The following is a 24,524-nucleotide window of genomic DNA, read 5'->3' on the forward strand; positions in this document are numbered from 1 at the left end:
CATAGTGTAATAACCGACATGACGATGACAGACGCGAAACGGAGATCGTCCCTGCGTCAGCCAGTCTGGCAACTCGCACCTGTCTGATTCATTGTCTATACGATTACTGCGGCTGACCGACTTGGCGAGGCAACTCAAATCGGAGTCTGCCCAGCTCTGGAGGCAGTCGACGACCCATCTTCTCTTTGTCGTCGACCACAGGTCCTTACCGGCCTACGATTGCCCAATTCCGCCGTCCGTCCGGTCCCATCCTCAACCCCTCACCAGCGGGTAGAGAGCGTCACGAAGGCCGCGCGCCCAGGCGCCCAGGCGCAGGCGACGGAACGAGTGCAGATCGACACGTATTTGCGGTCCGTCATGTTAGTGCCGTTGAACTGGACGCGGGTGCGTCGATAGTCGAGATGAGCCTCCAGATCCCAGACGAGTTGGGATGGAACCGCGAAAGTTTCGGGCAGGGACCCGGCAGTGTTACCCGTATAGCGCAAACCGCTCCCCAATCCTGCGGCCCAGTCGTGCCCGAAGTGAACGTCGCGCTGCACGAAGACCGAGGCCATATGCGACGGGATCGCCACGGGCCGCTGGCCTGTCTCGCCAGCGATGGTGGTCTTGGTGATCCGCGGATCCTGATAGGTGTAGGAGACGATGAAGTCGATCTTATAGGGAAGACGCCCCATTCCTTCGAATTCGAAACCGCGCGTCCTTTGCTGTCCCGTCTGGATTTCGAAGGACGTATGGGCGGGGTCCGTGGTAAGGACATTGTTCTCGACGAGATTGAAGATATCCGCCGTAAGCATGAAGTTCTGGACAAATGAACCGAGCTTGCCCGGCTTGTATTTCACGCCGAGCTCAATCTGCTTTCCGAAGGTCGGCACATAGGACGCGTTGTCGTAAGTCAGACCCACCTGCGGCTGGAACGACGTCGCATATGACACATAGGGGTTGAGTCCGATGGCCGTCTGATACAGCAATCCGACGCGACCCGTGAACGCATTGTTGTTCTGCGGCGTCTTGCCGTTCCTCAGGTTGTTGACGGTCAGGCTCTGGGTAAAATCACCCCGCCCCGAGAGCGTGAGGTAGAAATGCTTCCAGGAAACCTGCTCCTGGGCGTAGATGCCGGTGTCCGTCTCGGTCTCGTTGCTGTTCGTGGTCGTGGCGTAGGTGGGCCAGGCGATTGCGGCGTAGACGGGATTGTAGAGATTGAGGGAAGCTACCTTCCCCTGCCCACGGCGGTTGGCCATGAAATCGCTCCGGAAATCCACACCGAAGAGAACTTCGTGATGGACGGGCCCGGTATGAAACGTGACGTCGGAACGGGTATCCAGTGTGACGTTGTTATAGTTCGCGGATTGAAGGAGCGCCTGCCGGGTGATGGTCTTGTCGTTCGCGGAGAGCGCGGAGGTCGTGACGAAACGATAGGCCAGGTCGAGATGTGCGTACCGCATGTTCTGCGTGACCGTCCAGTTTGGCAGGAGATGGCGGACGAACGAATATCCGACGGCCGCCTGCCTCTTGGAATAGACGTCGAAGCTGGCGTCGCTGGAGAGGAAGTCGCGTGCGATATACCCATAGGGCGAGGCGAAGACTGTCCCGACGGCGGGGAGGAACTGGGCGGTGGACCCGGCATCCAGCTGCTCATAACTCGCGAGGATAGTGAAGTCGGTCTGTTCGTCTGGATGCCAGCGCAGGGACGGTGCGACATAGATCTCATTGTTTTTGATGTTGATGGCATAGGTTCCGGATTTGCGGATCAATCCGTTGAAACGCCACAGTAGTGTTTTCCCGCTATCGAACGCGCCTCCCACATCCGCCGCACCCTGCACGCGACCGTAAGACCCGGTCTGGAAAGCGAGTTCATCGACCAGGTCCCGGGTGGGACGCTTGCTGACCGCGTTGATGATCCCCCCGAGTTGCCCGGAGCCGTAAAGCGCCGAAGACGCTCCACGCAACACGTCCATCTCCTCAAGTCCCCAGGGCTCAATGCTGAAAGACTGGGAAGACGCAGCGTCCGGCGTGCGTGTTCCGTCGAGATAGATATCCGGCGAGAAGCCCCGGATTGTCCCGAAATAGCCGCGCGGGTCGTCCTTGGATCCGTAATCGGATACCCCCGCCGAATAGCGTACGGCCTCGGACAAGCTCCGCGAGTTCAGCATACTCATTCGGCTCTGCGTGATGACCGTAATAGCTTGGGGAGTCAGTTCGACCGGAACGGATGTCTTGGTTGCCGAAGTCGTCACGCGCGGCAGGAGCGCACGACGTTCGGACGTAACGAGGATGTTCTCCTGGCGCCCGGCTTCCGCGTCCCGGGACTTGTGCGCCTCGTGTGCGTGCTCCGTCTTTTTTTCATGAGCCGTTTTATGCGTGCTCGCCCGGGTGTAGCCAACCTCCGCGCCACAAGTGGCTTCGATCACAAGGGAAAGACACAGACAGAGTTTGCGGCGGGAGCGGCCAGACATTTTCGTTCCGAAATTTCGAAAAATTGATGCAAGTCGGCCCGATATTGAGAACCATTCGCACTTTCGTCAATAAAAGAGTTTCTGACACACCCCGTGGTGGGAATCGCGTGGGCTATCCCCTCTTTTTATGATCCACTTCCCGCCTCGAAAATGCTTTTCCAAGTCCGATCGGGTTTGAGCGCCCTCCAGACATGGAAGGCGTCTCCGCCGCCGCGTGTCTGCCACCATCCTCTCTAAAGCCTGTGGGAATTCACATGAGTCTCGAGTTATGATTCAACCTTCGGATGGAACGGTTTGTGCTGACAGACGTCCAATGGGCCCAGGTCTCATCGATGAAGACCAGCCGTTCCGGATCGAGATAGAACAACGTCTCCGGTTGGTCATAACGTCTGATATCGCTTCTCGATGACCGCCCATCCGTGATCATCCACCAGCATCTGGGCGAGGGGGTGATCCGTGACGGGGTCAGCCAAAGGGGTGCGACGTGGATGACCGAGCCGCGTTGCGCCAGTTCAGAAAAGTGCAGATCAAAGCCGTGGCAATCGTGCTCAGGCTAAAAGTGCCGACCCACAGGACGATCGCAAATCCAATCGTGTTTTGATTCATCATCACCAAGCGCAGATCGCATGCCAGAAGAACGAGCGCGCCGATGCGCAGGGCGTTGCGCCGCGCGCCACAACAGGGCCGTCCAAACATAGCGCGTCCGCCGTGCACAGTGCCACCTGCCAGCAGAAGCGTGCCGACCAACATCAAAAGACTAATCGTCATAAGCATCTATTCCGATGTCGAGATCTGACGGCCCTTCGATATCCCGCCATGCCGCGTTCGTGAGATGGCGGTCGCAACTCCCAGGGCGAGAGCCGTCGCCACCATCGCCGTCCCCTGCTCGACCCCCGTCGTCCAGGGTGCGCTGAGGACGACGATGCCGGCCAGAGCGACAACGGTAGCGCTGCCCAGAATCCTCCAGCTCCAGACCGCAGGTGTCAGCACCGCTCCAGCAAGCGTTGCACCCCAGACAATGAAAACCACCTGCACTTCATGATCCGCGCGCGCCAGCATGGACGCAGGCAATATCCTGTTGACCAGGAAATAAGCCGAGAATGCCAGTGGTGTTCCGGCAATCATTCCGGCGTTCAACCGCTCCATGACTACGAGTCCGCGTGTGCGTCCCTGTTTGCGACGGCGGATCGTCCAGAGTCTCAATCCACTTGCGATCACGCACGCCAGCAGCATGCCGGATACGAAATACAGCCATCGCGTCGGCCCGGGTGCGAAGCGGGCGATATGCAGCCCGTACAGCACGGCAAACGTCGCCATGACCGGCCGATCTTCACGATCCTCTTTCAACAGTCGGCCGTTGGTCCCGTCGATCTGCAGCACATGGGTCGCATAGCCGATGCGATCGTCGTTGGCGCCGGTGATGATGATCGAGGATGCCGCGTCCTTTGGATTGAAGACATAAACCTGACCCAATCCCGCTCGACCGAGCTTTTGATCCGCCATTTGGAGCATCGCAGCGACCGGTGCCAGCGTGCCGGGATGCCCCGATACGGGCCGCGCCACCGTCGCGGGACTCATGTCAGTGTCGAAGGCGCCGGGCGCATGGTGATAGGCAGCGCCGATGCCCCAGGGAAACAGCAGCGTGCCAAGGGTTACGGCCCCCGTAAAGCTAATCATCAGATGAAACGGGAGTGCCGCGACACCCATGAGGTTATGAGCGTCGAGCCAGCTTCTCTGCCCTTTGTTCGGCCTGAATGTGAAGAAATCGGAGAATATCCGGCGATGCACGACGATCCCGGTCAACAGCGTCAGCACGAGCACCATGGCCGCGACAGCGGCTAGAAGCCTGCCCCAAGGATAAGGCAGTTGTAGTTGGAAGTGGAACCGATAGAAGAACTCGCCTCCCAGCGTATCTCTGATTCCGTCCGGCGCGCCGGTCACCGGATCGAGCGCACGCTGGACATAATGCCCGTTCTGCAACCACAACGCCCAAGTGTAGGGCGCACGGGGCCCAGCCGCCGACAGATACCAGGCCGGCGAATCAGGCGCGTGCGCCTGCAGCCACGCGATGGCGGCAGCCGTTGCCGGCACGGCCTGTGCGGTGCGCCCCGCCAGTTCGGGACGCATCCAGACACTGATTTCAGGACGGAAAACGCTGAGCGCTCCCGATAGCGCGATCGCGTACAGCACCCAGCCCGTCACGATCCCGACCCAGTTGTGCAGCCAGGCCATCGAGGCGCGTAGTCCGCCCTTCACGATATCCACCCATGTGACAGGGCGACCGCTGCAAGGAGCATCACGGTGGCCGCCGTGCTGACGCAGGCCCTGCGCGTCGAGCGGCATGCGCAGCAGAACATCGCGACAAGCGGCCATACGAGCAGCGCTGCCAACATGCCCGCGACGACATTATCCGCTCGCGGCCATGGCAGCCATTGCGCCAGAACGACACCCACCAGAGCCGCAACCAGATATCCCCCGACCGCAGCCAGAGCCACCCTCACGACGACCGTCGCCCGTATCAAGCGGACGCTCGAAAAAGTTTCACCAGGTAAAGCCAAGGGTGCCCTGTGCGTTGCGTCGCTCTCCATACCAGCACCACTCGTCATACGGTGCATAGCCGTAGCAGCTCGCGACATAGCGCTTGTTGAAAAGGTTGCGTACGCTCGCGGAAACAGTCCAGCCCCGCAGGGAGTGGGACAGTTTACCCAGATCGTAGCGCGCGGAGGCGTCGAAGACCGTGTAGCTCGGCACGTTCAGGTCCCCGAACGAAGCCGTCCCGCCATAGGCGCTGGCCGCATGGCGCAGACCAGCGCCTATGCCGAAGCCCCGCATTGGTCCTTCCGGCAGGGTGTAGAAGGCAAAGAGTGATGCATTGCCGCGCCCGGCCTGCACGAGCGGCTTGCCGGTCGAATCGTCGCGTGTGCGTTGCGCGCTGTAGGCCGCAGTGATCATGAGCCCCTTGTAGGCGTCGATATGGGCCTCGAACTCGAAGCCGTCCGAATGGACCTTTCCGCTTTCCGTGCTGTAACCGAGATTGCCGACGGCCACGAGCACGTTGGTCTGCTCGATATGGAAGCCTGCGGCACTCAGCAGGATGGGCGTGCCCGGGATCTGGTATTTCGCGCCGCCTTCGAGCTGTTTTCCGATCGAAGGATCGGCCTGGCGTGTGGTGCGGCCGCCGTCGTTCGACACCACGCCCGACTGCGGCTGGAACGAGGTCGAATAGCTGATGTAGGGGGCCAGGCCGAAATCGAAGTGGTAGAGGCCCGACGCGCGGAAGGTGATCTGCCCTGGGCTCTCGTGCGATCGGCTGCCGCTCAGATGTTCGGTCTGGTTGCTGCGGTACCAGTCGTTGCGCAGGCTGCCCATGAGGATGAACCGGTTCAGCCGGATCTCGTCCTGACCATAGGCGCCGATCTGGTGCTGATTCGTCAGGTAATTGGCGATGGTGGGCAGGGGCGAGATTGTCTGACCATAAACCGGATGCAGGACGTTGATGTTCGGCGCGCTGCCGAAGCCTTCGACTTCCGTCGCGCGACTTTGCTGATAATCGAAACCAGCCATGATGGTGTGTCGGAGAATTCCGGTTTTCACGTGGCCCCGAAACTGATTGTCGAATGCCAGATTGTTCATCTGCTCGTTGGCGGAGATGGCGCCGCGGTTGAAGTTGCCCGCATTTTCTTGTGCCAGATCGGGCAGATACGTCACCGGATCGGTGTAAACGCCCGTGCCATAGACGCTTTTGTAGGCCGTCTGGATATTGTCGTAACGCCCCCGTGACGTGAAGCTCCAGTCGCTGTTGAAGCGATGGGTGAAGATGTAGGTGAGGGAGCCCTGCTTGCGGTTGAATTCCTCGAACGAGGGATCACCGTCGTAAAAGTCGCGCGGGATCCGGCCGAACGCCGCGTGCGTCAGTGAGCCGTGAAGCGGGACCGAGCCGTAGGACGCGTTTTCCGGGTCGTATTGATAATTGCCCAGAAGCGTCAGCGTGGTGGGGCCATCACCACCGATGGTGACGGCGGGGCTTATGCTAAAACGCTGGCTCCCGGTCTTCGTCAACTGGCTATGCGACCCATTCGCCGTGCCGTAGAGTCGGTAACGGACGAAACCGTTATCGGTGGCCCATCCACCCACATCCGCATCGACGCGGTAGAGATCAAAGCTGCCGCCGGTCGCGGCGACGGAGCCGTAGAATTTCGAGGCCGTCGGCAATTTGCTCGACAGCGCGACCAGGCCGCCCGGGCTCGATTGTCCATAAAGAGCCGAGGCAGGCCCTTTCAGGATCTCGATCGAGTCGAGACGCGAGGTGTCGGTCTGGGCGGTAGCATAGCCGTTCGGGCTCGACTGCAGTTTCAGACCGTCGAGAAATGTCGGAACAGTGAAGCCACGCAGCGCGAACAGGTCGTAGCGCGTGGCCGTCGAACCGCGCTGGTCCTGTGTGATGCCGGCTGCATAGCGCACCGCTTGGTTTAGGTTCAGGACGCCCCGGATATCCATTTCGTTCCGCGTGATAACGGTGACGGATTGCGCGGTGTCGACGATCGGCGTGTCGCTCTTGGTGGCGGACGTTGCCATCGTGGCCGCCTTGCGGGCCCGGACTACGATCCGTTCCTCTCGCTGATGGGTCTGTTCCCGCGCAGCGGGTTTCTTCGTTTCGGCTGCGTGCGCGACCTGTAGCGTCAATACCGTGCCCGTCAGGACCAGAATGTGTCTCGAATCCCATTTATTGAACGCCACATTCATCCTCCTCTTAGCGGATCGGGTTATGACAATAATGAGAGTAAGTCGCAATAAGGCAATGCGGCGCATGAAGGCGATGTAACATTTTGTCAGATTTTCAGCGGGAACCCTTGCAGAAATCGTCCTCCATTTTTCGGTCCGGGAGACAAGCCAGACCCCGACCTGAGAGAGGGTGGTCTGGCGATGTCCGACAGGGACTGGGTCGCGGAGATGACGTTGTCGGCCACAGCATCTCCGCTCCGGGGCGCTTCGGGCGGCGGTCTCGGAACTGGCTCGTCCTCGAAGGGACGGTATGATTTCGGGAGAAGGTTCAAGACCCTGAGTGATCTCACACCCTACGAATATGCCTGCAAAATCCGGACTTCAGAGCCCGAAAAATTCATCATCAATCTATGTCATGAAACCCCGCGCCTAAACACGGTGGACTGATTGCAGGTCAAGAAAATCACCAACGACGACCTCGACACCCTGTCCGGTCAGTTTTTCGGACCGTTCGTCGATCGTGCGAACCATAGCCCGGACCTTTCATTCTTGCTGCACCAGCTTCTTATAGGCCTCATGACCGACGGCGCCCGCTGCGCCACTCACCAATATTGGCTTCGTCATGTTGTTTCTTTCAAGGAGCCTGTCCGAAAAGCTTATGGTCCCAGAACTCTCTTCATGGCGGCCCTCTGCATTGATCTCGGCATCCGGTCGACGCCTCAAAACATCTGCAGGCGTGCCATTACCAATGGCCGGGATTGTTGCGACAGGCGAGGAAAGAGCCAGTTCCTGCGCATAGGTTCCGGGCTGCACGCCCATCAGGACATCCAGCCGGTTAAGCTGTACCTCCAGAGCGACCCGCAGCACCGGAACAGTCTCCCGTGCGGACTGGAGAAGTGCCTGAGCCTGATCAACCTCACGCTGAGAAGCTACGCCTCGCGCGCGCCTTTGCTGGACAAGATCCAGAAGATGCGCGTCTGTCGTAACCTGACCATCGGCAACACGCAGCCGCACCATGAGCCTGCCGTACGGCTGCTGTCACGCGGTTCGCCGCGAGGCGAGGTGCATACGCTGCTGGACACCGGCGCGCTGGATATCGCGGTCGGATGTTTTGATTTTGGTCTGGAACGCCATTGTGGTGTGCGGCTGTATGAACAGTCGCTCGCCTGCTGCTTCAATCCCGATCTGATTGATCCGGACGCCCCGCTCACGGTTGAGCGTTATCTTGCGCTGCCGCATATGCTCATGACGTTGAAGGACGATATTCAGGGATGTCTGTCTGACGCTTTGGGTCGGATCGGTCAGGAACTTAACGTCGTGCTTGCCGCGTCAGACTTCCTGACCGCCCTCGCCACAGCCGCCGCTGTTCTGGCGACACTTCCGGGTCGTATCGCGTACCAGCATGCGAAACATTTCGGTCTGATTTTGCGGCCTGTACCACTGGATCTGCGACTTCCTGCGGTTTCGATGGTCTGGTCTGTCCGCAGCGACCGTGATCCTGCTGCCAGGTGACTGCGGGATATTGTCGCTTCGATACTGGAGAGCGATATCAAGGCTTCCAATCCATGGATGTAGCCGGGAATATGCATGAGAGTTTCCGTATCGTACGTCTAATTCCGCAAGTGTCTCATTGATGGTTCATGATCACCAGTGACGGCTTTGCTACTTCTGTTACGTACCTTGAGAAGGTCGGAAAGGCGCGAGCCGGTCCGAAAGATAAAGTCGGTTCATCCGGCGTAATTCGTCGGGAGCGTCTGGTGTTGTGGGCGCTTCCTTTGCGATCATGCTTCTAAAAATTTTCATGATGTTGAGAACGACGGTGGCGATGTCTGCCGCCAGAATATCATCCAGCCCCGGTGCGCAAACACGTAATGCCGCGGCTATTCCGGTTACCGCATGTCTTCGTGCACGGTCACGGATTTCCATTTTGTCTGTCCGTGCCTCCATCAGAGCGGAGAGTGACTTTACGCGGGGATGGAGCGTGACAAGCAACTCGATCAGCACGTCCGCCAGCGCATCAGGCGAAAGGGTGGCTGCGCGTCGGGCGAGTGCGGCGTACTCGTCTTCCAGAATGGCTATATGCCGCTGCACAAGCGCATCCGCCACGGCTTCCTTGTTCGGAAAGAAACGATAGAGCGAACCGATCTTCGCTCCGGCACGCACGGCGATCTCCGCCATGGTTGTCGCTTCATATCCTCGCTCGGCCATAAGATCGGACGCAGCTGCCAGCAGTTCCTCCACGCGCTGACGTCCAGTTGCCCGCAAAGGTTCGAGAGGTGTCCGTTTTACCCTTGAAGAATTTGAGCTCATCCTCAAATAATACTCCTGCTTGAGTGTACTCTCAAGTTCTGAAAGTTCCGTATATCCCGGACAACGCCTGGGGCAGAGATCCGAACATCCATAGGGAAGGTCTTATCATGATCTCACTTCCAATTCGCCAGACAGCTCTTGTCCTGATTGATCTTCAGAAGGGAATAACGGGGCTTCCTCTCGCTCCGATTTCTGGAGAAGACGTTGTCGAACAGTCGAAAAAACTTGCAGCACGTTTCCGGGCTGCCGGCTCGCCCGTCATTCTGGTGAACGTCGCATTTGCCGCCGATTTTGCTGATGCCGTGAATACGGCTGTCGATCGCTCCTTTTCGCCACCGGGCGGTTTCGCGCCAGACTGGACCGAACTGGTTGACGGTCTCGCCGAGCCGAATGACCTGCTGGTCACAAAGCGACAGTGGGGAGCCTTTTACGGCACGGATCTCGACCTTCAACTGCGGCGACGTGGGATCACAACCGTTGTACTCGGTGGAATCGCGACCAATCTGGGGGTGGAATCTACCGCTCGTGCGGCACATGAGCATGGATACAATGTCGTGCTTGTGGAGGATCTCATGTCCACTTTTTCGCAGGAGATGCAGCGCTTTGCCTGCGAGGAAATTTTCCCTCGTCTTGGCCGCGTGGTCACGAGCGATGCGATCACGCTGGATGCGTGATCGCATTGCGTTCGGCATGGCGTCTGCGGGCCTTGGGCGAGCCAGACCGCGAAATTAAGACGCCATTACCAGCCTGGAGTGTTGATACATGACGTCCAGGAACGTGGGAAACCGTGAGCGTCAGATTGCTTGAATAAAAAAGCGGAAGGCAGTCTGTTATTGATAGGCATTACTGTAAGGTAATGCCTCAAGCTGCTCCACGATCGCAGGTCAAAATGTCAGCAAGCGGTTTCGGTCCCGTCGGTTGCCGGTTCGGACGCGCTTTTGTCTTTTCGCTTGATGCGATCATATCTTTAGACACGCACCCGTTAAGTCATCCGAAATGTGCGGAGGCATCGTTCTCGGATAAAGCGACAACGGGCAGATTGAACCGTTGTCCGATGGCTTCTGCAATGGCTCTTACAGAAACGCCTTCTTCTACGCTTGCATGATAGCGGGCACCCGCGACCTGCTTTTCGAGCGCGAGGCGGAACAGATGAACTGTATCGGAGACGTGAGCAGGCGGACCAACGTTTTACACTTTTTTTCAATATACACAGATCGCCCGGTCTGATGGGCAAGGTCAATCACAAAGGTTACCAAGCCTTGACGGTGCGTATCGTGGATTTGCGACAGTCGTGCCAACGACACATTTACGCCCCGTTCAACTAAAGATTCAGCAGCGACCTCCGAGATAACGCGAGGATTGGAATGTCTGCCGTTAAAAATATCCTCGTCAGCGCACTCACCTGCGACCGCTTCGCCAAACAACGTCGTGGACGTAATAACAAATGGTCGATCGGAGCTTCAAGCTCTCGGCCTATCGCTTCGATTACCCGTTGATCCTTCTGACAGTTGGCGACGTGGTTCGCGAAGTTATGGTCGAAACAGGCGGCTTACCATGGTGACATCGCCCGGATCGCTTCAACCTGCGCACGCGTTCACCAGCACGCGGTCATAGGAAAAAGGGGATGGAAACGAGGGGGGTATCGGAAGCCCGCAGGCTTGCCCCGTGGATGCCGTCCCCACGGCCCGCGCAACGTCGCCACCCGTAGACTCGCCGGGACCGGATGCATGAGACACCATATTGTGGCGATCATCCGACACAGACACTGGTCGAAGTGGATCGGTATACAGGAGCAGTCGATCAGCGGAACCTGGCCCGAAACGCCACGGCGCGGATGACCGGATTGTCCAACCCTGTCGAGGATGCACAAACCTTGGCGGAAAATTGCGGGGAAATAGACCGTTGGCGGACCCGAAAGGATTCGAACCTTCGACCTTCGCCTTCGGAGGGCGACGCTCTATCCAGCTGAGCTACGGGTCCACGCGCTCCTCATAGCCAATCCTTCGGGGGGACGCCAGTCCCCATGGCCGATGATTCTGCGGGGCGTGCTTTGCATGATCTAATGCGACGAAGCCATCCACGCACTGGCGGCGATATCTCCGCCGGATGGCAGCCAGCGTTCGGGTTTGAGAATCCAGCTGACGATGTCCTGCGTCGCCCGACCGCCACGGCGGTCGCGCAGGAGAAGATGATGCCCGGCCGGGATCATGTCGCGCCGGGCGGTCGAAGGCAGTGCGCGCCAGAAACTGTCCATCGGACCGGCGGGCACGAGCTGATCGTTGTCGCCGTACAGCACCAGGAGCGGTGTGCGTGCGTGTGAGACCTCTCTGCGCGCGGTGGCCATGAGATCGACCAGCCCCCGGACGGCATGGAGTTTCGACGCATGAAGGGTCAGGGGGTCGAAATAAAGACGTCGCAGAGCGGCTGGATTGTCGCTCGGCACGACATGGACGGGCAGGGCGCTTCCATCGAGCGTCCATGCGGGTGCGAGAAAATCGAGCGTGGCCAGAAAGGCCCGTGAAGCCGGGTCTAAGCGCCAGATGGCGGGGGAGACGAGGATCGTGCCCGCGACGGGTGTCGGGTTCGGTGTTTCGTCGAGGCGCAGGGCGACGGCGCCGCCCATGCTCTCGCCCATGATATAGAGCGGCAGATCCGGCCACATATGATGCAGCCACGCGGCCTCTTCCCGCGCGTCCGCGATCATCCGTTCCGTGCTGCTCCACCATCCGCGCTGCGGGGCCTCGCCAAAACCGCGCTGGTCGGGCGCATAGACGGCCAGACCCGCTCCGGCCAGGATCGGGGCGGGCCACTCCCATGCGTCCCGGCTGTCTCCATAGCCATGCAGGGCCAGAATGACGGCGCGTGGCTGACCTTGCGATGGCCAGATCCTGACCGGGATGCGGGCGCCGTCCGAAGCCGTGAAATGAAGCGATGGCGGTATGAGAGCGGCTTCGTCGCCGTGGGGACGAGGCACATGACGGGGCGGTGAGGCGCAGGCCGTGATGAAACAGCATGCCACGAACGGGAGATTCCGCAGGAGGCGTTTTGAAACGCGGTTGAGTCGGCCTATCATATGTCCAGTATCCGTCGCGTGGCGCGATCGGCCAAGTCGTGAACCTGTTCGTGGGTTCTGTCGCACGCGGCCAAGCGCGCCTTCAGCGTCCATATTGCCGGTATCGGAGTGTTCCTTGCCCTTTCTGACGTCCTGTTTTCATGTTCGAACGATGTTTCGTACGGAGCTTGCCCGATGAACGAGGCTTCAAAGCAGGACGCCCGGCATCTGGTTCTGATCGACGGATCGGGTTTTATTTTTCGCGCTTTTCATGCCCTGCCGCCAATGGCGAGCCCCGATGGCGTTCCCGTCAACGCGGTGTTCGGGTTCACGAACATGCTGACGCGCCTGTTGCGCGATCATGTCGGGACGCACCTGGCCGTGATTTTCGATGCGGGACGCATCACGTTCCGCAACGAGATTTATCCTCAGTACAAGGCGCATCGGCCTCCAGCGCCGGAAGATCTGATTCCGCAATTCGCGCTGATCCGTGATGCGACGGCGGCTTTTGGCGTACCCGGGATCGAATTGCCGGGATGGGAGGCGGACGACCTGATCGCGTCCTATGCCGAGGCCGTTACGCGCGACGGCGGTCGCTGCACGATCGTTTCGTCGGACAAGGATCTGATGCAGTTGGTCGGCCCGCGGGTCGAACTGCTTGACCCGATCAAACAGAAGCCGATCCGCGAAGCCGAAGTGATCGCGAAGTTCGGCGTGCCGCCCGATCGGGTGATCGACGTTCAGGCGCTGATGGGCGATTCGACGGATAATGTTCCGGGCGTTCCAGGGATTGGCCCGAAAGGCGCGGCGCAACTGGTCAGCGAATACGGCGATCTGGACGCCATTCTCGCGGCCGCGCCGGGCATGAAGAAATCGAAACGTCAGGAAGCGCTTGTCAACCACGCCGAGGATGCACGCGTGTCCCGGCGTCTCGTGACGCTGGCATGCGATATTCCATTGCCGATGCCGATCGATGCTCTGGCCTGTCACGACCCGGAGCGTGAGGCCCTGCGGGACTGGCTGGAGAAGATGGGCTTCTTCTCGGTCATTCAACGCATGGGGATCGGCCTTGCCGCGACGCCACGCACGCCTTCGCGCGGCGCGGCTCCGGTTTCCAACGCATCGGAGCTGTCCGCGAATGCGGAGGCGGAGAGCCCCGGCTTCGGTCCTTATGAAGCCGTCACCTCGCTCGATCGGCTGGATCAGTGGATCGCGGAAGCCCACGCCGCCGGACGCTTCGCCCTCGATACCGAAACGGATAGCCTGGACGCATTGAACGCCAATCTCGTCGGCATTTCTCTGGCGACGGCCCCGGGGCATGCAGCCTATGTGCCGCTGCGTCACGAAGGGTCTCTGGAGCATCCGACGGGCCAGCAGCTTGCTGTCGATGAGGTGTTGAAGCGCCTTGAGCCGTTGCTGGTCGATCCGTGTGTTCTCAAGATCTTCCAGAATGCGAAATACGATCTTCTCGTGCTGGCGCGCGCCGGGATCGCGGATGTCACCCCGATCGACGATACGATGCTGCTGTCCTATGCCCAGTCGGCTGGCGAGCATGGGCATGGCATGGATGAATTGTCGGTGCTTCATCTCGGCCACCAGCCCATTTCCTATGATTCCGTCACGGGCACCGGGCGCAATCGTATCCCGTTCGCGCAGGTGCCTGTCGAGCGGGCCACCGATTATGCGGCCGAGGACGCCGATGTGACGCTGCGCCTGTGGGAGGTGTTGAAGCACACGCTGCGCGAGCGGCAGTCGGTCGCGGTCTATGAAGACCTCGAACGGCCGTTGATCAAGGTTCTGGCGGCCATGGAGCAGAAGGGCATCAAGGTCGATGGGCCGGAGCTGCACCGGCTGTCGGCGGATTTCGCGCGGCGCATGGAGGAGATGGAGAAAGATGTTCATGCGCTGGTCGGGCGGGACTTCAACCTCGGCTCTCCCAAGCAGCTTGGAGAAATCCTTTTTGACGAGATGGGTCTGCCGGGCGGCAAACGCACCAAGGCCGGCGCCTGGGGGACGGATTCTTCCGTATTGCAGGATCTGGCGGATGCGGGCCATCAACTGCCGGTGCGCATTCTCGAATGGCGGCAACTGGCGAAGCTGAAATCGACCTATGCCGATGCCCTGATCGGGCAGATGGATGCCGGAACCGGCCGCGTGCACACATCCTTCCAGATGGCGATCACGACCACCGGCCGCCTGTCCTCGAACGAGCCGAACCTCCAGAACATCCCGGTTCGGACCGAAGAAGGCGGCCGTATCCGTCGCGCCTTCATCGCGGAAAAGGGCAATGTGCTCGTTTCAGCGGATTACTCGCAGATCGAGCTGCGTCTTCTGGCCGACGTCGCGGATATCGCGCCGCTTCGCGAGGCTTTCGAGCTGGGTCAGGACATCCACGCGCGCACGGCTTCGGAAGTGTTCGGGATTCCGCTCGAGGGCATGGATCCGCTGACGCGTCGTCGGGCCAAGGCGATCAATTTCGGCATCATCTACGGCATTTCGGCTTTCGGCCTTTCCCGCCAGCTCGGCATCCCGGTGGGCGAAGCCCGGCGCTATATCGACGCGTATTTCGCCCGCTATCCCGGCATCCGCGATTACATGGACCGCACGCGGGACGAAGCGCGCGCGAATGGCTACGTCACCACGCCATTCGGACGGCGCTGCTACGTGCCCGGCATTCGGGAGAAAAACGGCGCACGGCGTGGGTATGCCGAGCGGCAGGCGATCAACGCGCCGTTGCAGGGAGGGGCGGCCGATATCATCAAGCGCGCGATGGTGCGCCTGTCGCGCGAACTGCCCCGTTCCGGGCTTGAAGCGCTACTTCTTCTGCAGGTTCATGACGAACTGCTGTTCGAGGTCCGCGAGCCCGATGCCCAGGCATTGGCGGAGCTGGCCAGACGTGAGATGGAACAGGCCGCCGTCATCAGCGTGCCGCTGGTGGTCGAGACCGGGATCGGTCTGAACTGGGCGCAGGCGCACTGACCGGTCCTGGAGGCCGGAAACGGACCACGATCGGACGAGCGGTTATTAAAGAACCACATGGGGCGAAAGAGCAGTTATGAGCCTTGGTAAAATCTGGAACCCCCGCCGCATTCTTGGCGTGGCGATGGTGCTGGCGCTGGCGCTGGGCTGGACCGCCTTCAGGGCGGCCTCGCGTTACGGCATGCCGCTGGAGAGTCAGGGCAACGAAATCGGCGGTACCTATCGCCTGACGGCTCTGGGTAACGGCAGCGTGACGGAAGGGGATTTCAAGGGTAGCTGGGTGCTCATGTGGTTCTTCGACACGCATTGCCCCAGGACGGTCTGTGGCCCGACGATCAAGGCCATGAGCGATGCCACATCGTTGCTGGCCAAGGCTCACATCGCCGTTTCGCCTCTGGCGGTGACGCTCGATCCTTTCAGGGATCAGGCGGAGCAGCTTCAGGATTACGTGCTTCCGATCGGCCATGAAGTCATGCCGATGACGGCGGCTCCCGTCATCGTGGAGAGAGTGGCGCACGAATTTCATGCGCCGGTGGACGTCATCAAGGCGCCGGATGGTACTGCCTATCATCGCCCGGCGCCGCAGATCGTCATCATGGATCCGACCGGGCATTACGCGGGTACTGTTGATGCGACGATCAGTGGCGAAGATCTGGCAGCACGTTTGCAGGCACTGGCCCGGAAGAACTGAGGTTATGTTATTTATAACTTTTAAAGAGTTATAAATAACATAAATGTGATACGGAAGCTCTGGAAAACGTCAGGGCATTACCCACGTTAGTTGCATGCCCGGCTCGTCGAACCTGGGCAGACGCCGCCGTTCGATCGGGCAGGGCGACGACGCCAGAAAGTGTCCCGGACAGGACCAGTGTCATGTTCACCGAGACCATTATGATTACGTTTGATACGGCGCGTCATGCCCAGGCTGCGGCGGACGATCTGATCGTCAACGACGTGCCGTCAACCGACGTCCGGCTCTTCGCGCAGAAGGACGGGCAGAGCGCCGAGGAAGCCTGCACGGCGGCCAATGAAATGCATCGACCGCCCAGCCTCTGGACCTGGCTGATCCTTGATCGCGAGGGTGGCTGCGCGGATCGCGACCGTCTTCACATGGTTTATGCCGATACGATTCGGAACGGCCGCGCGGTGCTGCGGGTAACGGGAGAAGGCCCGTTGAGCCACGAGCAGGTCATGCGTATCCTGCAGGCGCACAAACCCACCGACATCATTTTCCGTGCACCGTTCATATATAGCGAGAACGCCGCGTCCTACATGTCGGATATGGCCTGATATCCGGATGGCAACGTCGGGCTTGTGGCCCGACGGGTTCGCCAGCTGCCATAGGCAAAGGAGAGATCTGAAGAAAGCTCTGGCTGGGGCGGGAGGATTCGAACCTCCGCATGGCGGAATCAAAATCCGCTGCCTTACCGCTTGGCTACGCCCCAAGGCTTGCACAGGCTTTTAATCACGTGTGGCGGCGGCGTAAAGCACCTCTCTCGTGACGGGAAATATTCTTGTGTCGTCTCCGGTCTGATTTCGTATCAGAGAACGATGTCTGCGGCGTGATCCTGTGAGAAATCGGGCAGGCTGCCATGGTCGTTTTCGCCGGTCAGGCGGGTGGTGGATGGCTTGAGCATTCCGAACCGTTCCGCCCGGTCGAGAGCTTTGTCCAGGGTCGCCATCGTCGTGGCGAGATCCGGGCTGTCATCCTGTTCCCAGGCGCGCAACGTGTATGTCCAGATACCCGTCACAGCCTGAACGCGCAGAGCGCCGCCAAAGCCCGACAGGTCGATACCCGCGAGGTCCGCGATCCAGCGCATGGTGTCGAGCGTCGTGGCGCCCAGGAGTGCCGCCAGTGCCGGATCGTAGGGCAAGGCATGGAGCGCGGCGCGCAGTCCCTCGCGATATTGCTGGAAAACGTCGAGTCTGCGCATCAGCAGGTCGAAAAGCCGCTCGCGCAGCGTCGCACCCATGCCATCGTCCCGCATCGCCGATTCGTCGGCCATCTGACCGATCCGCAGCAGGATCGTGTACTTGAAGGGAAAGCGCGATCTCACGGCGTCGACCGGCGCGCCGACCTCGAGCGCCACATCGACCAGAGACAGGCGTGCCCACCCGTCAGACGCGGCCATGCGCATGGCGGTCTCGATGAAGGTGGCGTCGAACGTCTCCAGATCGGGAGCGTCAGCGGTGTCGGACGGGAAGGAATGAGACACGGTCGGGCTCCGGTAGAAAAACGGGATCTGGGATTAACGTGCGAGTTCGGCCGCGCGTTCCGCGGCGGCGGTGATGGCCTCATCAATCGAGGCTGGCCACGCGTTTGGTGCCATCAGGCACGAGAGGGCCCGGGCGGTGGTGCCGTTCGGACTGGTCACGTTCTCGCGCAGCACATGGCTTTCGGCTGATGACGCCGCCAGTAGCGCGCCCGCGCCCGACACCGTCCCGCGCGCCAGGAGGCGCGCTGTTTCAGGGGGTAGGCCGCGATCGATTCCCGCTTTTTCGAGAAGCTCGGCGAGCAGAAACACATAGGCGGGCCCGCTGCCGGAAATGGCGGTCACAAGGTCGAGCTGCCGTTCGTGCGTGACCGGCGCCACGCCGCCCACGGCCCGGAGCAGGGACAGGGCCTGTTCGCGTCGCGTCGGACTGACGTCGTGGTCGGCAAAGATTCCCGTCACGCCCTGACCTATGGAGGCGGGCGTGTTCGGCATGGCCCGGACAACGGACACGGTCGCGCCATGACGGGCCGCCGCTTCACGCAGCGAGGCGCAGCTGCGTCCCGCCATGACCGAAAGCAGCGTGGTCCCGTCGAGGCATGACGAGATCAAGGCGATGGCGTCTTCGGCTTTGGCCGGTTTGACCGCCAGCACCACGAAATCCGGCCTGAAATCCGGCGGAATATCCTGCGGCGTGCGCGCCAGATGATGTGGTGTCGGCACGGACGCACGGTGACGATCCAGCACGACGGACGGCGCTATGGCGTCGCACTCGCGCCATCCGTCCCACAGCGCGCCCCCCATATTGCCGCACCCGACCAGCAGGAGGGCGGGCGGCGGGAGATTGACGGCATGGGTCATGCTTCGCCGTGACAGTCGAGCATGGCGGCCTCCAGGGCTTCCGACGGCGGCTTCCCGCCCCATAGAACGAACTGGAAAGCCGGGTAGAAGCGCTCGCATTCCGTCAGGGCGATGTCGATCATGTCTTCCATGCTTTCGGCGGCGAGCGTGGTGCCGCCCCGCAAAAGAACGGATTGCCGGAATACGGGCGTTCCAAAATCCAGGTCCAGGCTGAAATGCCCGATCCAGAGACGCTCATTGGCCCGCGCGATCAGTTCGTAAAGGGCGCGACGGCGCTCGGGTGGACATTTAAGATCGAAAGTGCAGGTGAACTGCATGGCCGAGATTTCACGGGACCAGGCGAAATACAGGCCGTAATCGCACCATTTTCCAGGTGCTTCTGCGGCCATTTCCGCATCGTTTCGCCTGTCGAAGGCCCATTCATGGCCATTGACGATCTGTTCCATGAGATCGAGCGGATTGCTGTCGCGCGAGGAGAGGGAAACGGCGGGCATGTCGAACTCCCTGGGCCGTGGAGGCGAACTCCGGCACCTGAAGGCCGGGTGGCGCTCCTGATGGCTTCAAATGCATGCACACTGCGGACAGCGGCATGAATCTCACGTTAGGGGCGGGACTCAAGCTCCGCAACCCATGCCTGAAAGGATCGGCGCGCGGAGCCGGTCATTCCGGCAAAAAAATGAGCAGCCTGAGACGGGTCCATCGTGGAATGATTTATGCGTGATCGCCCGATCTGTGCTGATCATGACCCTTTTCGCCGTCATGTTCCGAGGCGCGGTGGGCTTCGAGTGCGTGGATGCGATGTTCCAGGGTCGAGAGACGGGCCTCGGCGGCTTCCTGGGCGACGCGGGCGGTCGCGGCCATGTCGCGGACCACGTCGAGTTCTTCGCGGCGGACGAGGTCGAGGGAGGCGAGCACTTCGTCGATCCGGCTGCGGACGACGGAGTGGATTTCCTCACGCAGACCGTTCAGCGCCGAAAAAGCGCCTCCGGCCACTCCGGCGAGGTCATCGAAAAAGCGAGGCCGTTCGGACATGCGCGTGATCTCCCTGTTAGCACCCGCGCGGAAAACTGCATGCCGGGTGGCGCAGTCATTCGCACGAACGTTCCTTCGGGTCCAGCCCTGAAGGAGGCTCCCGACAGGGGGCTAACGTGTCTGCGGCCGGTAAGTTGTCGGCCAGTCACCGGTGCGAGTTGTCGGTCCTTGCCGGGGCGGCGTATACAGGCGGCATGATCATCGTTACCGGCGGCGCCGGCTTCATCGGCTCATGTCTGCACGCGGCGCTCAAGGCGCGCGGCGAACGCACCGTCATCGTCGATCGTCTGCGCGACGGTTCGAAATGGCGCAATCTCCGTCATCACGCGCCGGACGTGCTCGTTTCTCCCGACGAGTTGCCGGTGTTCCTTGAAAGCGCGCGGGATGTGAGCGCCGTGTTCCACCTCGGGGCGATCAGCGCGACGACGGCGCGGGACGGCGATCTGGTCTGGTCGACGAATGTCGCGCTGTCCGATCGACTGCGTGGCTGGTGCGCGCAAAACGGCACCCGATTCATCTACGCCTCCTCGGCGGCCACTTATGGCGCGGCGGACCGGCCCGAACAGTTCACCGACGCACCCGACGCCATCGAGGCGCTGGCGCCTCTCAATCTCTATGGCTGGTCCAAGCAGGTTTTCGACCGGAAGATGCTGGCGGCGCAGGCGGCCGGTGAGGCGATGCCGCCGCAATGGGCCGGGCTGAAATTTTTCAATGTCTACGGGCCGAACGAATACCATAAAGGCGGCATGATCTCGGTCGTGAAGGTCAAATACGACGAGGTGGCGCGCGGCGCGGCCGCGCGACTGTTCCGTTCCGACCGGTCCGATATCGCGGATGGCGAGCAGAAGCGCGACTTCATCTGGGTGGGCGATGTGGTCGATGTGCTGCTCTGGCTGTATGACCATCCCGAGGTGAGCGGCATCTATAATTGCGGCACGGGCGTTGCCCGGAGTTACGTCGACCTCGCCCATGCGGTGTGCGATGCGGCCGGACAGCCGCGCGATATCGCGTTCGTGGACATGCCGGAAGCGCTCCGGGGGCAGTATCAGTCCTATACCTGCGCCGATCTGACCCGTCTGCGCGCGGCTGGCTACGATCGTCCCTTCACGTCGCTCGAAGAGGGGATCACGCGCTATGTGCGCGATCATCTCGCCACGCCCGACCCCTATCTCTGACATCAAACGACCAGGCTGTCCGTCATGAAACTCGCTGTGATGTCCTTTCCGCAGATCGATCCGATCGCCATCCATATCGGATCGTTCGGTATTCGCTGGTATGCGCTGGCCTATATCGCCTCCCTGCTCATCGGCTGGATGCTGGCGCGGCGTCTCTGCGCGCTTTCGCCGCTGGTGGCGACGCATGAACAGGTGGACGATTTCGCCTCCTGGGCCGTGCTGGGCGTCGTGCTGGGCGGGCGGCTCGGCTATATCCTGTTCTATCAGCCGGGGTTCTACCTTTCCCATCCGCTCTACATCCTGCAGGTGTGGAACGGTGGCATGTCGTTCCATGGCGGCGCTCTGGGCGTGATCGTCGCGCTGATGCTGTTCGCGCGCAGGAACCGGATCAGTTTTCTGGCCTTCTCGGATCGCATCACCACCATCGTGCCGCTCGGCCTCGGACTGGGGCGCTGCGCGAACTTCATCAATGGCGAGCTCTGGGGACGTCCCGCCTCGCCGAACCTGCCCTGGGCGATGGTCTTTCCGACCGGCGGCGACGTGCCCCGCCATCCGTCGCAGCTTTACGAGGCGCTGACCGAAGGCGCGCTGCTTCTGACCATCATGCTGGTCGCGGCCAGTCGTCCCTGGGTCCGGGAGCGCTTCGGCTTCCTCGCGGGGCTGTTCCTGTTCGGCTACGCGGTCATGCGCTGTTTCTGCGAGTTTTTCCGCCAGCCGGATGCCTTCATCGGTTTCCTGCCCTTCGGCGTGACGATGGGGCAGGTGTTGAGCATCCCCATGGCGATTGCCGGACTCCTGCTCATGGCCTACGCCGTGCGCCATCCGCGGCGGAGCGCGGTGCATGTCTGAAAATGACAGGCCGCGCGGCTGGGTGTTGCAGGCCGATGGACTGGCTGGTGTAAGGCACGGGTTCTTCACCCGTCGGGGCGGTGTGTCGCCCGCGCCGTACGACACGCTGAACTGCTCGATGTCATCGAAGGATGACCCTCGCAACGTCGCCGTCAATCGTGGGCGGGTGTCGGCGTTCCTGGGCGTGGAGTCCGCGGATCTTCTGGGGCTGACGCAGGTGCATTCGGCCGATGTGAAGACGGTCCCGCGTGGGTTTGCGCATTGGCGCACGGGTCGCGGCCCGGCGGGAGATGCGCTGGTGAGCGACGATCCTGACGTGGCGTTGGGTGTGATTACGGCGGATTGCGCGCCGGTGCTGTTCGCAAGCCTCGACGGGCGCGTCGTGGGCGCGGCCCATGCGGGGTGGCGCGGGGCGGCCGGCGGTGTGCTGGAGGCGACGGTCGAGGCCATGCGGGCGCTCGGGGCCGCTGAGATCCGGGCTGTGGTCGGGCCCTGCATAGCGCCGCAAAGCTATGAGGTGGGCGCGGACATGCGCGCGGCGGTTCTGGATCTCGACGCACGCGGGGAGGGGTTTTTCGCCTGTGCCGCGCGGCCGCGGCATTTCATGTTCGACCTGCCGGGCTATGCGCTTGCGCGTCTGCGTCGCGCTGGGCTGAAGCGCATCGAGGCGATCGGTCTCGATACATTGGCCGATCCGAGACGTTTCTACAGCCATCGCCGCCGCACGCTGGCCGGCGGCGGTGCGATCGGACATCAGATCTCGGCGATCCGGGCCAGGACGCCGGATAACAGGACGCCGGATAACAGGGTGCCAGACAGGGCGCCGGACAGGGACAGGGCATGAAATTTCGTCACGCGGCGCGGTTCGCGGCTGTTTTCCTCGCACTGCCACTGGCGGGTTGCCTGAGCATGCCGCATCCGTTTTCCGATCCGGGGAATACGGCCCGGAGTCTCGCCCAGAGGACGCCGCCTCCGCGGCTGGTCGTTCCGGTTCCCGCCGAATCCCTGCTGAGCAATCAGGCGGCCGCCCTCTGGGCCCGGGAGATGGCCGCGTCTCTGGTCGAGCAGACGGTTCCGGCCATGGCCCAGGAGCCCAAGCCGGGAGACTGGGTGTTGAGGATGACGGCTTCGCTGGCTGGCGATCACGTGATTCCGCATTATGCGATCGTCACGCCGAGCGGAGCGGAGCGCGGGCATGAGGATGGCGCTCCGACTCCCGCCGCCGCCTGGTCGGCGGGAGATCCGCAGGCCATTCATCAGGCGGCGCTCATGGAAGGGCCACGGGCCGCGGCCATGCTGACCGGGATTCAGGCGGCCATGATGCAGGCCGATCCCAACAGTCTGATGCGGCGTCCGGCGCGGGTTTATTTCGATGGCGTCACCGGGGCGCCGGGAGATGGCGACAAGGCGCTGGCGCAGGCATTCGTGACGTCGTTTCCGGATGCGCGTGACAAGCTTGTGCCGTCGCGCAAAGACGCCGACTACACGGTCCATTGCGAAGTGAATGTGACGCCCGGCCCCGCCGGTACGAGCGGGCATCCGCAGGAGCATATCGAACTGATCTGGCACACCATCGCCGCCGATGGCAGCGAGGCCGGGGCGGCGATCCAGCCGCATGACATCGATGCTCATTCGCTCGACAAAAGCTGGGGCGATGTCGCTGCCATCGCGGCGGAGGAGGCGGCGGGAGGCGTCCGGCAGATCATTTCGAACTATTCGGGCCGCAATCATAAGCCACTGCCGGATGACAAAAAGGTGGCGTCGGCCGGGAAGGCTGGTTGATCCAGGCTGGTTGAGTCCTTGCTCCGGACGCATTTCTGTCATACGGGCGGGATGACTCGGGCGAGCGGGGTTGCTAGAAGGCGCGGGTTCGCGCGATCCTGCAACGGTATCATGCCGGGTCGCGCCGCATCGGAGCCCACGCCGCATGAAGATTGTCGCCTGTAACAGCAATCCGCCACTTGCCCGGGCCGTCGCGCATGAGTTGCGACTCCCTCTGTGCAAGGTTTCCGTGCGCCGCTTCGCGGATGCCGAGGTCTTCGTCGAAATCTGCGAGAACGTCCGCGGCGAGGATGTTTTCGTGATCCAGAGCACCTGCTCGCCGACCAATGACAATCTCATGGAACTGCTGATCATGCTGGACGCGCTGCGTCGCGGATCGGCGCGTCGCGTCACGGCGGTCATGCCTTATTTCGGTTACGCGCGCCAGGACCGGAAATCCGGCCCGCGCACGCCGATCAGCGCGAAACTCGTGGCCAATCTTCTCGTCGAAGCCGGTGCGAACCGTATCCTGACCATGGATCTTCATGCCATGCAGATTCAGGGCTTCTTCGACATCCCCGTCGACAATCTCTACGCCGCGCCATTGTTCAAGCGTGACATCGCCGAGCGTCATGCCGGGGAGAACCTGATGATCGTCTCGCCCGATGTCGGTGGTGTGGTGCGCGCGCGCCAGCTGGCCCAGCGCCTGAACACCGATCTGGCGATCATCGACAAGCGCCGTGAGCGCGCGGGCGTGTCCGAGGTCATGAACGTGATCGGTGACGTGGCGGGACGTTACTGCATCCTCGTCGATGACATCGTCGATAGCGGCGGATCGCTCTGCAATGCCGCCGAGGCCCTCATGAAGCACGGGGCCACAGGCGTCGAAGCCTATGTGACCCACGGCGTCCTGACCGGATCGGCGGTCGAGCGCGTGGCGGCGTCGCCCCTGAAAATGCTGACGCTGACCGACAGCATTCCGGCCCGTCCCGGCATGGACCAGGCCGCCAATATCCGCCAGATCAGCACGGCCAACCTGCTGGCGCGTGCCATGAGTGCCGTGGCTGATGAGAGTTCGGTCTCGTCGCTTTTCGACTGAATATGTTTTGACGAAGGA

22 protein-coding genes, 2 tRNA genes and 1 pseudogene are annotated in these 24,524 nt (G+C 61.5%); 11 read left to right on the forward strand and 14 right to left on the reverse strand.

Annotated elements, in window-relative coordinates; all coding sequences use genetic code 11:
• Nucleotides 1–260: 260 nt before the first annotated feature.
• The 5 genes from PWM43_RS13275 to PWM43_RS13295 all read right to left on the reverse strand — a co-directional run bounded on the left by PWM43_RS13275 (nt 261) and on the right by PWM43_RS13295 (nt 7,160).
• Nucleotides 261–2,453 carry a TonB-dependent siderophore receptor gene (locus PWM43_RS13275; RefSeq protein WP_289843004.1) on the reverse strand — a complete coding sequence of 731 codons (2,193 nt, stop codon included), beginning with the start codon at nt 2,451–2,453 and terminating at the stop codon, nt 261–263.
• Between the two features lie 465 nt (nt 2,454–2,918).
• Nucleotides 2,919–3,221 (reverse strand): hypothetical protein, encoded by a 303-nt coding sequence (locus PWM43_RS13280; protein ID WP_289843005.1) that lies wholly within the window; start codon nt 3,219–3,221, stop codon nt 2,919–2,921.
• Between the two features lie 6 nt (nt 3,222–3,227).
• Complete coding sequence (locus PWM43_RS13285) at nt 3,228–4,796, reverse strand: PepSY-associated TM helix domain-containing protein (RefSeq protein ID WP_289843037.1); 1,569 nt, start codon at nt 4,794–4,796, stop codon at nt 3,228–3,230.
• Nucleotides 4,706–4,975, reverse strand: a complete 270-nt coding sequence (locus PWM43_RS13290) for a hypothetical protein (protein ID WP_289843006.1) — start codon at nt 4,973–4,975, stop codon at nt 4,706–4,708. Before PWM43_RS13290 ends, PWM43_RS13285 begins: the two co-directional genes overlap by 91 nt.
• 19 nt (nt 4,976–4,994) lie before the next feature.
• On the reverse strand, nt 4,995–7,160 hold the full coding sequence (locus PWM43_RS13295) for a TonB-dependent siderophore receptor (protein ID WP_394356087.1): 2,166 nt from the start codon (nt 7,158–7,160) through the stop codon (nt 4,995–4,997).
• Between the two features lie 324 nt (nt 7,161–7,484).
• Here PWM43_RS13295 and PWM43_RS13300 point away from each other — a divergent pair.
• Nucleotides 7,485–7,622: pseudogene (locus tag PWM43_RS13300) on the forward strand (IS481 family transposase); the annotation flags it as partial.
• A gap of 96 nt (nt 7,623–7,718) precedes the next feature.
• Here the strand turns inward: PWM43_RS13300 and PWM43_RS13305 are convergent.
• Nucleotides 7,719–8,042 carry a hypothetical protein gene (locus PWM43_RS13305; protein ID WP_289843008.1) on the reverse strand — a complete coding sequence of 108 codons (324 nt, stop codon included), beginning with the start codon at nt 8,040–8,042 and terminating at the stop codon, nt 7,719–7,721.
• Between the two features lie 102 nt (nt 8,043–8,144).
• Between PWM43_RS13305 and PWM43_RS13310 the strand changes: the two genes are divergently transcribed.
• Nucleotides 8,145–8,687, forward strand: coding sequence for a LysR substrate-binding domain-containing protein (locus PWM43_RS13310; protein WP_289843009.1), 543 nt, complete (start codon nt 8,145–8,147; stop codon nt 8,685–8,687).
• Nucleotides 8,688–8,846: 159 nt separating this feature from the next.
• Here the strand turns inward: PWM43_RS13310 and PWM43_RS13315 are convergent, their stop codons facing one another.
• Nucleotides 8,847–9,485 (reverse strand): TetR/AcrR family transcriptional regulator, encoded by a 639-nt coding sequence (locus PWM43_RS13315; protein ID WP_289843010.1) that lies wholly within the window; start codon nt 9,483–9,485, stop codon nt 8,847–8,849.
• Nucleotides 9,486–9,592: 107 nt separating this feature from the next.
• Between PWM43_RS13315 and PWM43_RS13320 the strand changes: the two genes are divergently transcribed.
• Nucleotides 9,593–10,159 carry a hydrolase gene (locus PWM43_RS13320; RefSeq protein WP_289843011.1) on the forward strand — a complete coding sequence of 189 codons (567 nt, stop codon included), beginning with the start codon at nt 9,593–9,595 and terminating at the stop codon, nt 10,157–10,159.
• Between the two features lie 1,229 nt (nt 10,160–11,388).
• Here PWM43_RS13320 and PWM43_RS13325 read toward each other — a convergent pair.
• Nucleotides 11,389–11,465 (reverse strand) — tRNA-Arg (locus PWM43_RS13325).
• A 79-nt stretch (nt 11,466–11,544) separates the two neighbouring features.
• Nucleotides 11,545–12,558 carry an alpha/beta fold hydrolase gene (locus tag PWM43_RS13330; RefSeq protein WP_289843012.1) on the reverse strand — a complete coding sequence of 338 codons (1,014 nt, stop codon included), beginning with the start codon at nt 12,556–12,558 and terminating at the stop codon, nt 11,545–11,547.
• Between the two features lie 174 nt (nt 12,559–12,732).
• Here PWM43_RS13330 and polA point away from each other — a divergent pair, with 174 nt between their 5' ends.
• The 3 genes from polA to PWM43_RS13345 all read left to right on the forward strand — a co-directional run bounded on the left by polA (nt 12,733) and on the right by PWM43_RS13345 (nt 16,806).
• Entirely contained in the window at nt 12,733–15,516 is a 2,784-nt protein-coding gene (gene polA / locus PWM43_RS13335) for a DNA polymerase I (RefSeq protein ID WP_289843013.1), read from the forward strand.
• 76 nt (nt 15,517–15,592) lie between these two features.
• Entirely contained in the window at nt 15,593–16,207 is a 615-nt protein-coding gene (locus PWM43_RS13340) for an SCO family protein (protein WP_289843014.1), read from the forward strand.
• A gap of 182 nt (nt 16,208–16,389) precedes the next feature.
• On the forward strand, nt 16,390–16,806 hold the full coding sequence (locus tag PWM43_RS13345; RefSeq protein ID WP_289843015.1) for a hypothetical protein: 417 nt from the start codon (nt 16,390–16,392) through the stop codon (nt 16,804–16,806).
• 80 nt (nt 16,807–16,886) lie between these two features.
• Here PWM43_RS13345 and PWM43_RS13350 read toward each other — a convergent pair.
• From PWM43_RS13350 to PWM43_RS13370, 5 genes are all read right to left on the reverse strand, one after another.
• Nucleotides 16,887–16,961: transfer RNA gene (locus PWM43_RS13350), tRNA-Gln, on the reverse strand.
• A 96-nt stretch (nt 16,962–17,057) separates the two neighbouring features.
• Nucleotides 17,058–17,732 carry a TetR family transcriptional regulator gene (locus PWM43_RS13355; protein WP_289843016.1) on the reverse strand — a complete coding sequence of 225 codons (675 nt, stop codon included), beginning with the start codon at nt 17,730–17,732 and terminating at the stop codon, nt 17,058–17,060.
• A gap of 33 nt (nt 17,733–17,765) precedes the next feature.
• Nucleotides 17,766–18,590: a pyrroline-5-carboxylate reductase gene (gene proC / locus PWM43_RS13360; RefSeq protein ID WP_289843017.1), complete on the reverse strand. Its 825-nt coding sequence runs from the start codon at nt 18,588–18,590 to the stop codon at nt 17,766–17,768.
• Nucleotides 18,587–19,084, reverse strand: coding sequence for a type III secretion system chaperone family protein (locus PWM43_RS13365; RefSeq protein WP_289843018.1), 498 nt, complete (start codon nt 19,082–19,084; stop codon nt 18,587–18,589). Before PWM43_RS13365 ends, proC begins: the two co-directional genes overlap by 4 nt.
• Nucleotides 19,085–19,301: 217 nt before the next feature.
• Nucleotides 19,302–19,622, reverse strand: coding sequence for an accessory factor UbiK family protein (locus tag PWM43_RS13370; protein WP_289843019.1), 321 nt, complete (start codon nt 19,620–19,622; stop codon nt 19,302–19,304).
• Between the two features lie 194 nt (nt 19,623–19,816).
• Here PWM43_RS13370 and rfaD point away from each other — a divergent pair, with 194 nt between their 5' ends.
• The 5 genes from rfaD (at nt 19,817) to PWM43_RS13395 (ending at nt 24,506) form a co-directional block, all read left to right on the forward strand.
• Nucleotides 19,817–20,797: an ADP-glyceromanno-heptose 6-epimerase gene (gene rfaD, locus PWM43_RS13375; protein ID WP_289843038.1), complete on the forward strand. Its 981-nt coding sequence runs from the start codon at nt 19,817–19,819 to the stop codon at nt 20,795–20,797.
• Between the two features lie 24 nt (nt 20,798–20,821).
• Nucleotides 20,822–21,646: a prolipoprotein diacylglyceryl transferase gene (gene lgt, locus PWM43_RS13380; protein WP_289843020.1), complete on the forward strand. Its 825-nt coding sequence runs from the start codon at nt 20,822–20,824 to the stop codon at nt 21,644–21,646.
• The gene (gene pgeF, locus PWM43_RS13385; protein WP_289843021.1) at nt 21,639–22,490 is read left to right on the forward strand and encodes a peptidoglycan editing factor PgeF; all 852 of its coding nucleotides are present in this window, start codon (nt 21,639–21,641) and stop codon (nt 22,488–22,490) included. Before lgt ends, pgeF begins: the two co-directional genes overlap by 8 nt.
• Nucleotides 22,487–23,428, forward strand: coding sequence for a hypothetical protein (locus PWM43_RS13390; RefSeq protein WP_289843022.1), 942 nt, complete (start codon nt 22,487–22,489; stop codon nt 23,426–23,428). The genes pgeF and PWM43_RS13390 overlap by 4 nt, the downstream gene beginning before the upstream one ends.
• 145 nt (nt 23,429–23,573) lie before the next feature.
• Nucleotides 23,574–24,506 carry a ribose-phosphate pyrophosphokinase gene (locus PWM43_RS13395; protein WP_289843023.1) on the forward strand — a complete coding sequence of 311 codons (933 nt, stop codon included), beginning with the start codon at nt 23,574–23,576 and terminating at the stop codon, nt 24,504–24,506.
• The last annotated feature ends 18 nt before the right edge of the window (nt 24,507–24,524 follow it).

Source organism: Brytella acorum, from assembly GCF_029309905.1.
Classification (GTDB): Bacteria; Pseudomonadota; Alphaproteobacteria; order Acetobacterales; family Acetobacteraceae; genus Brytella; species Brytella acorum.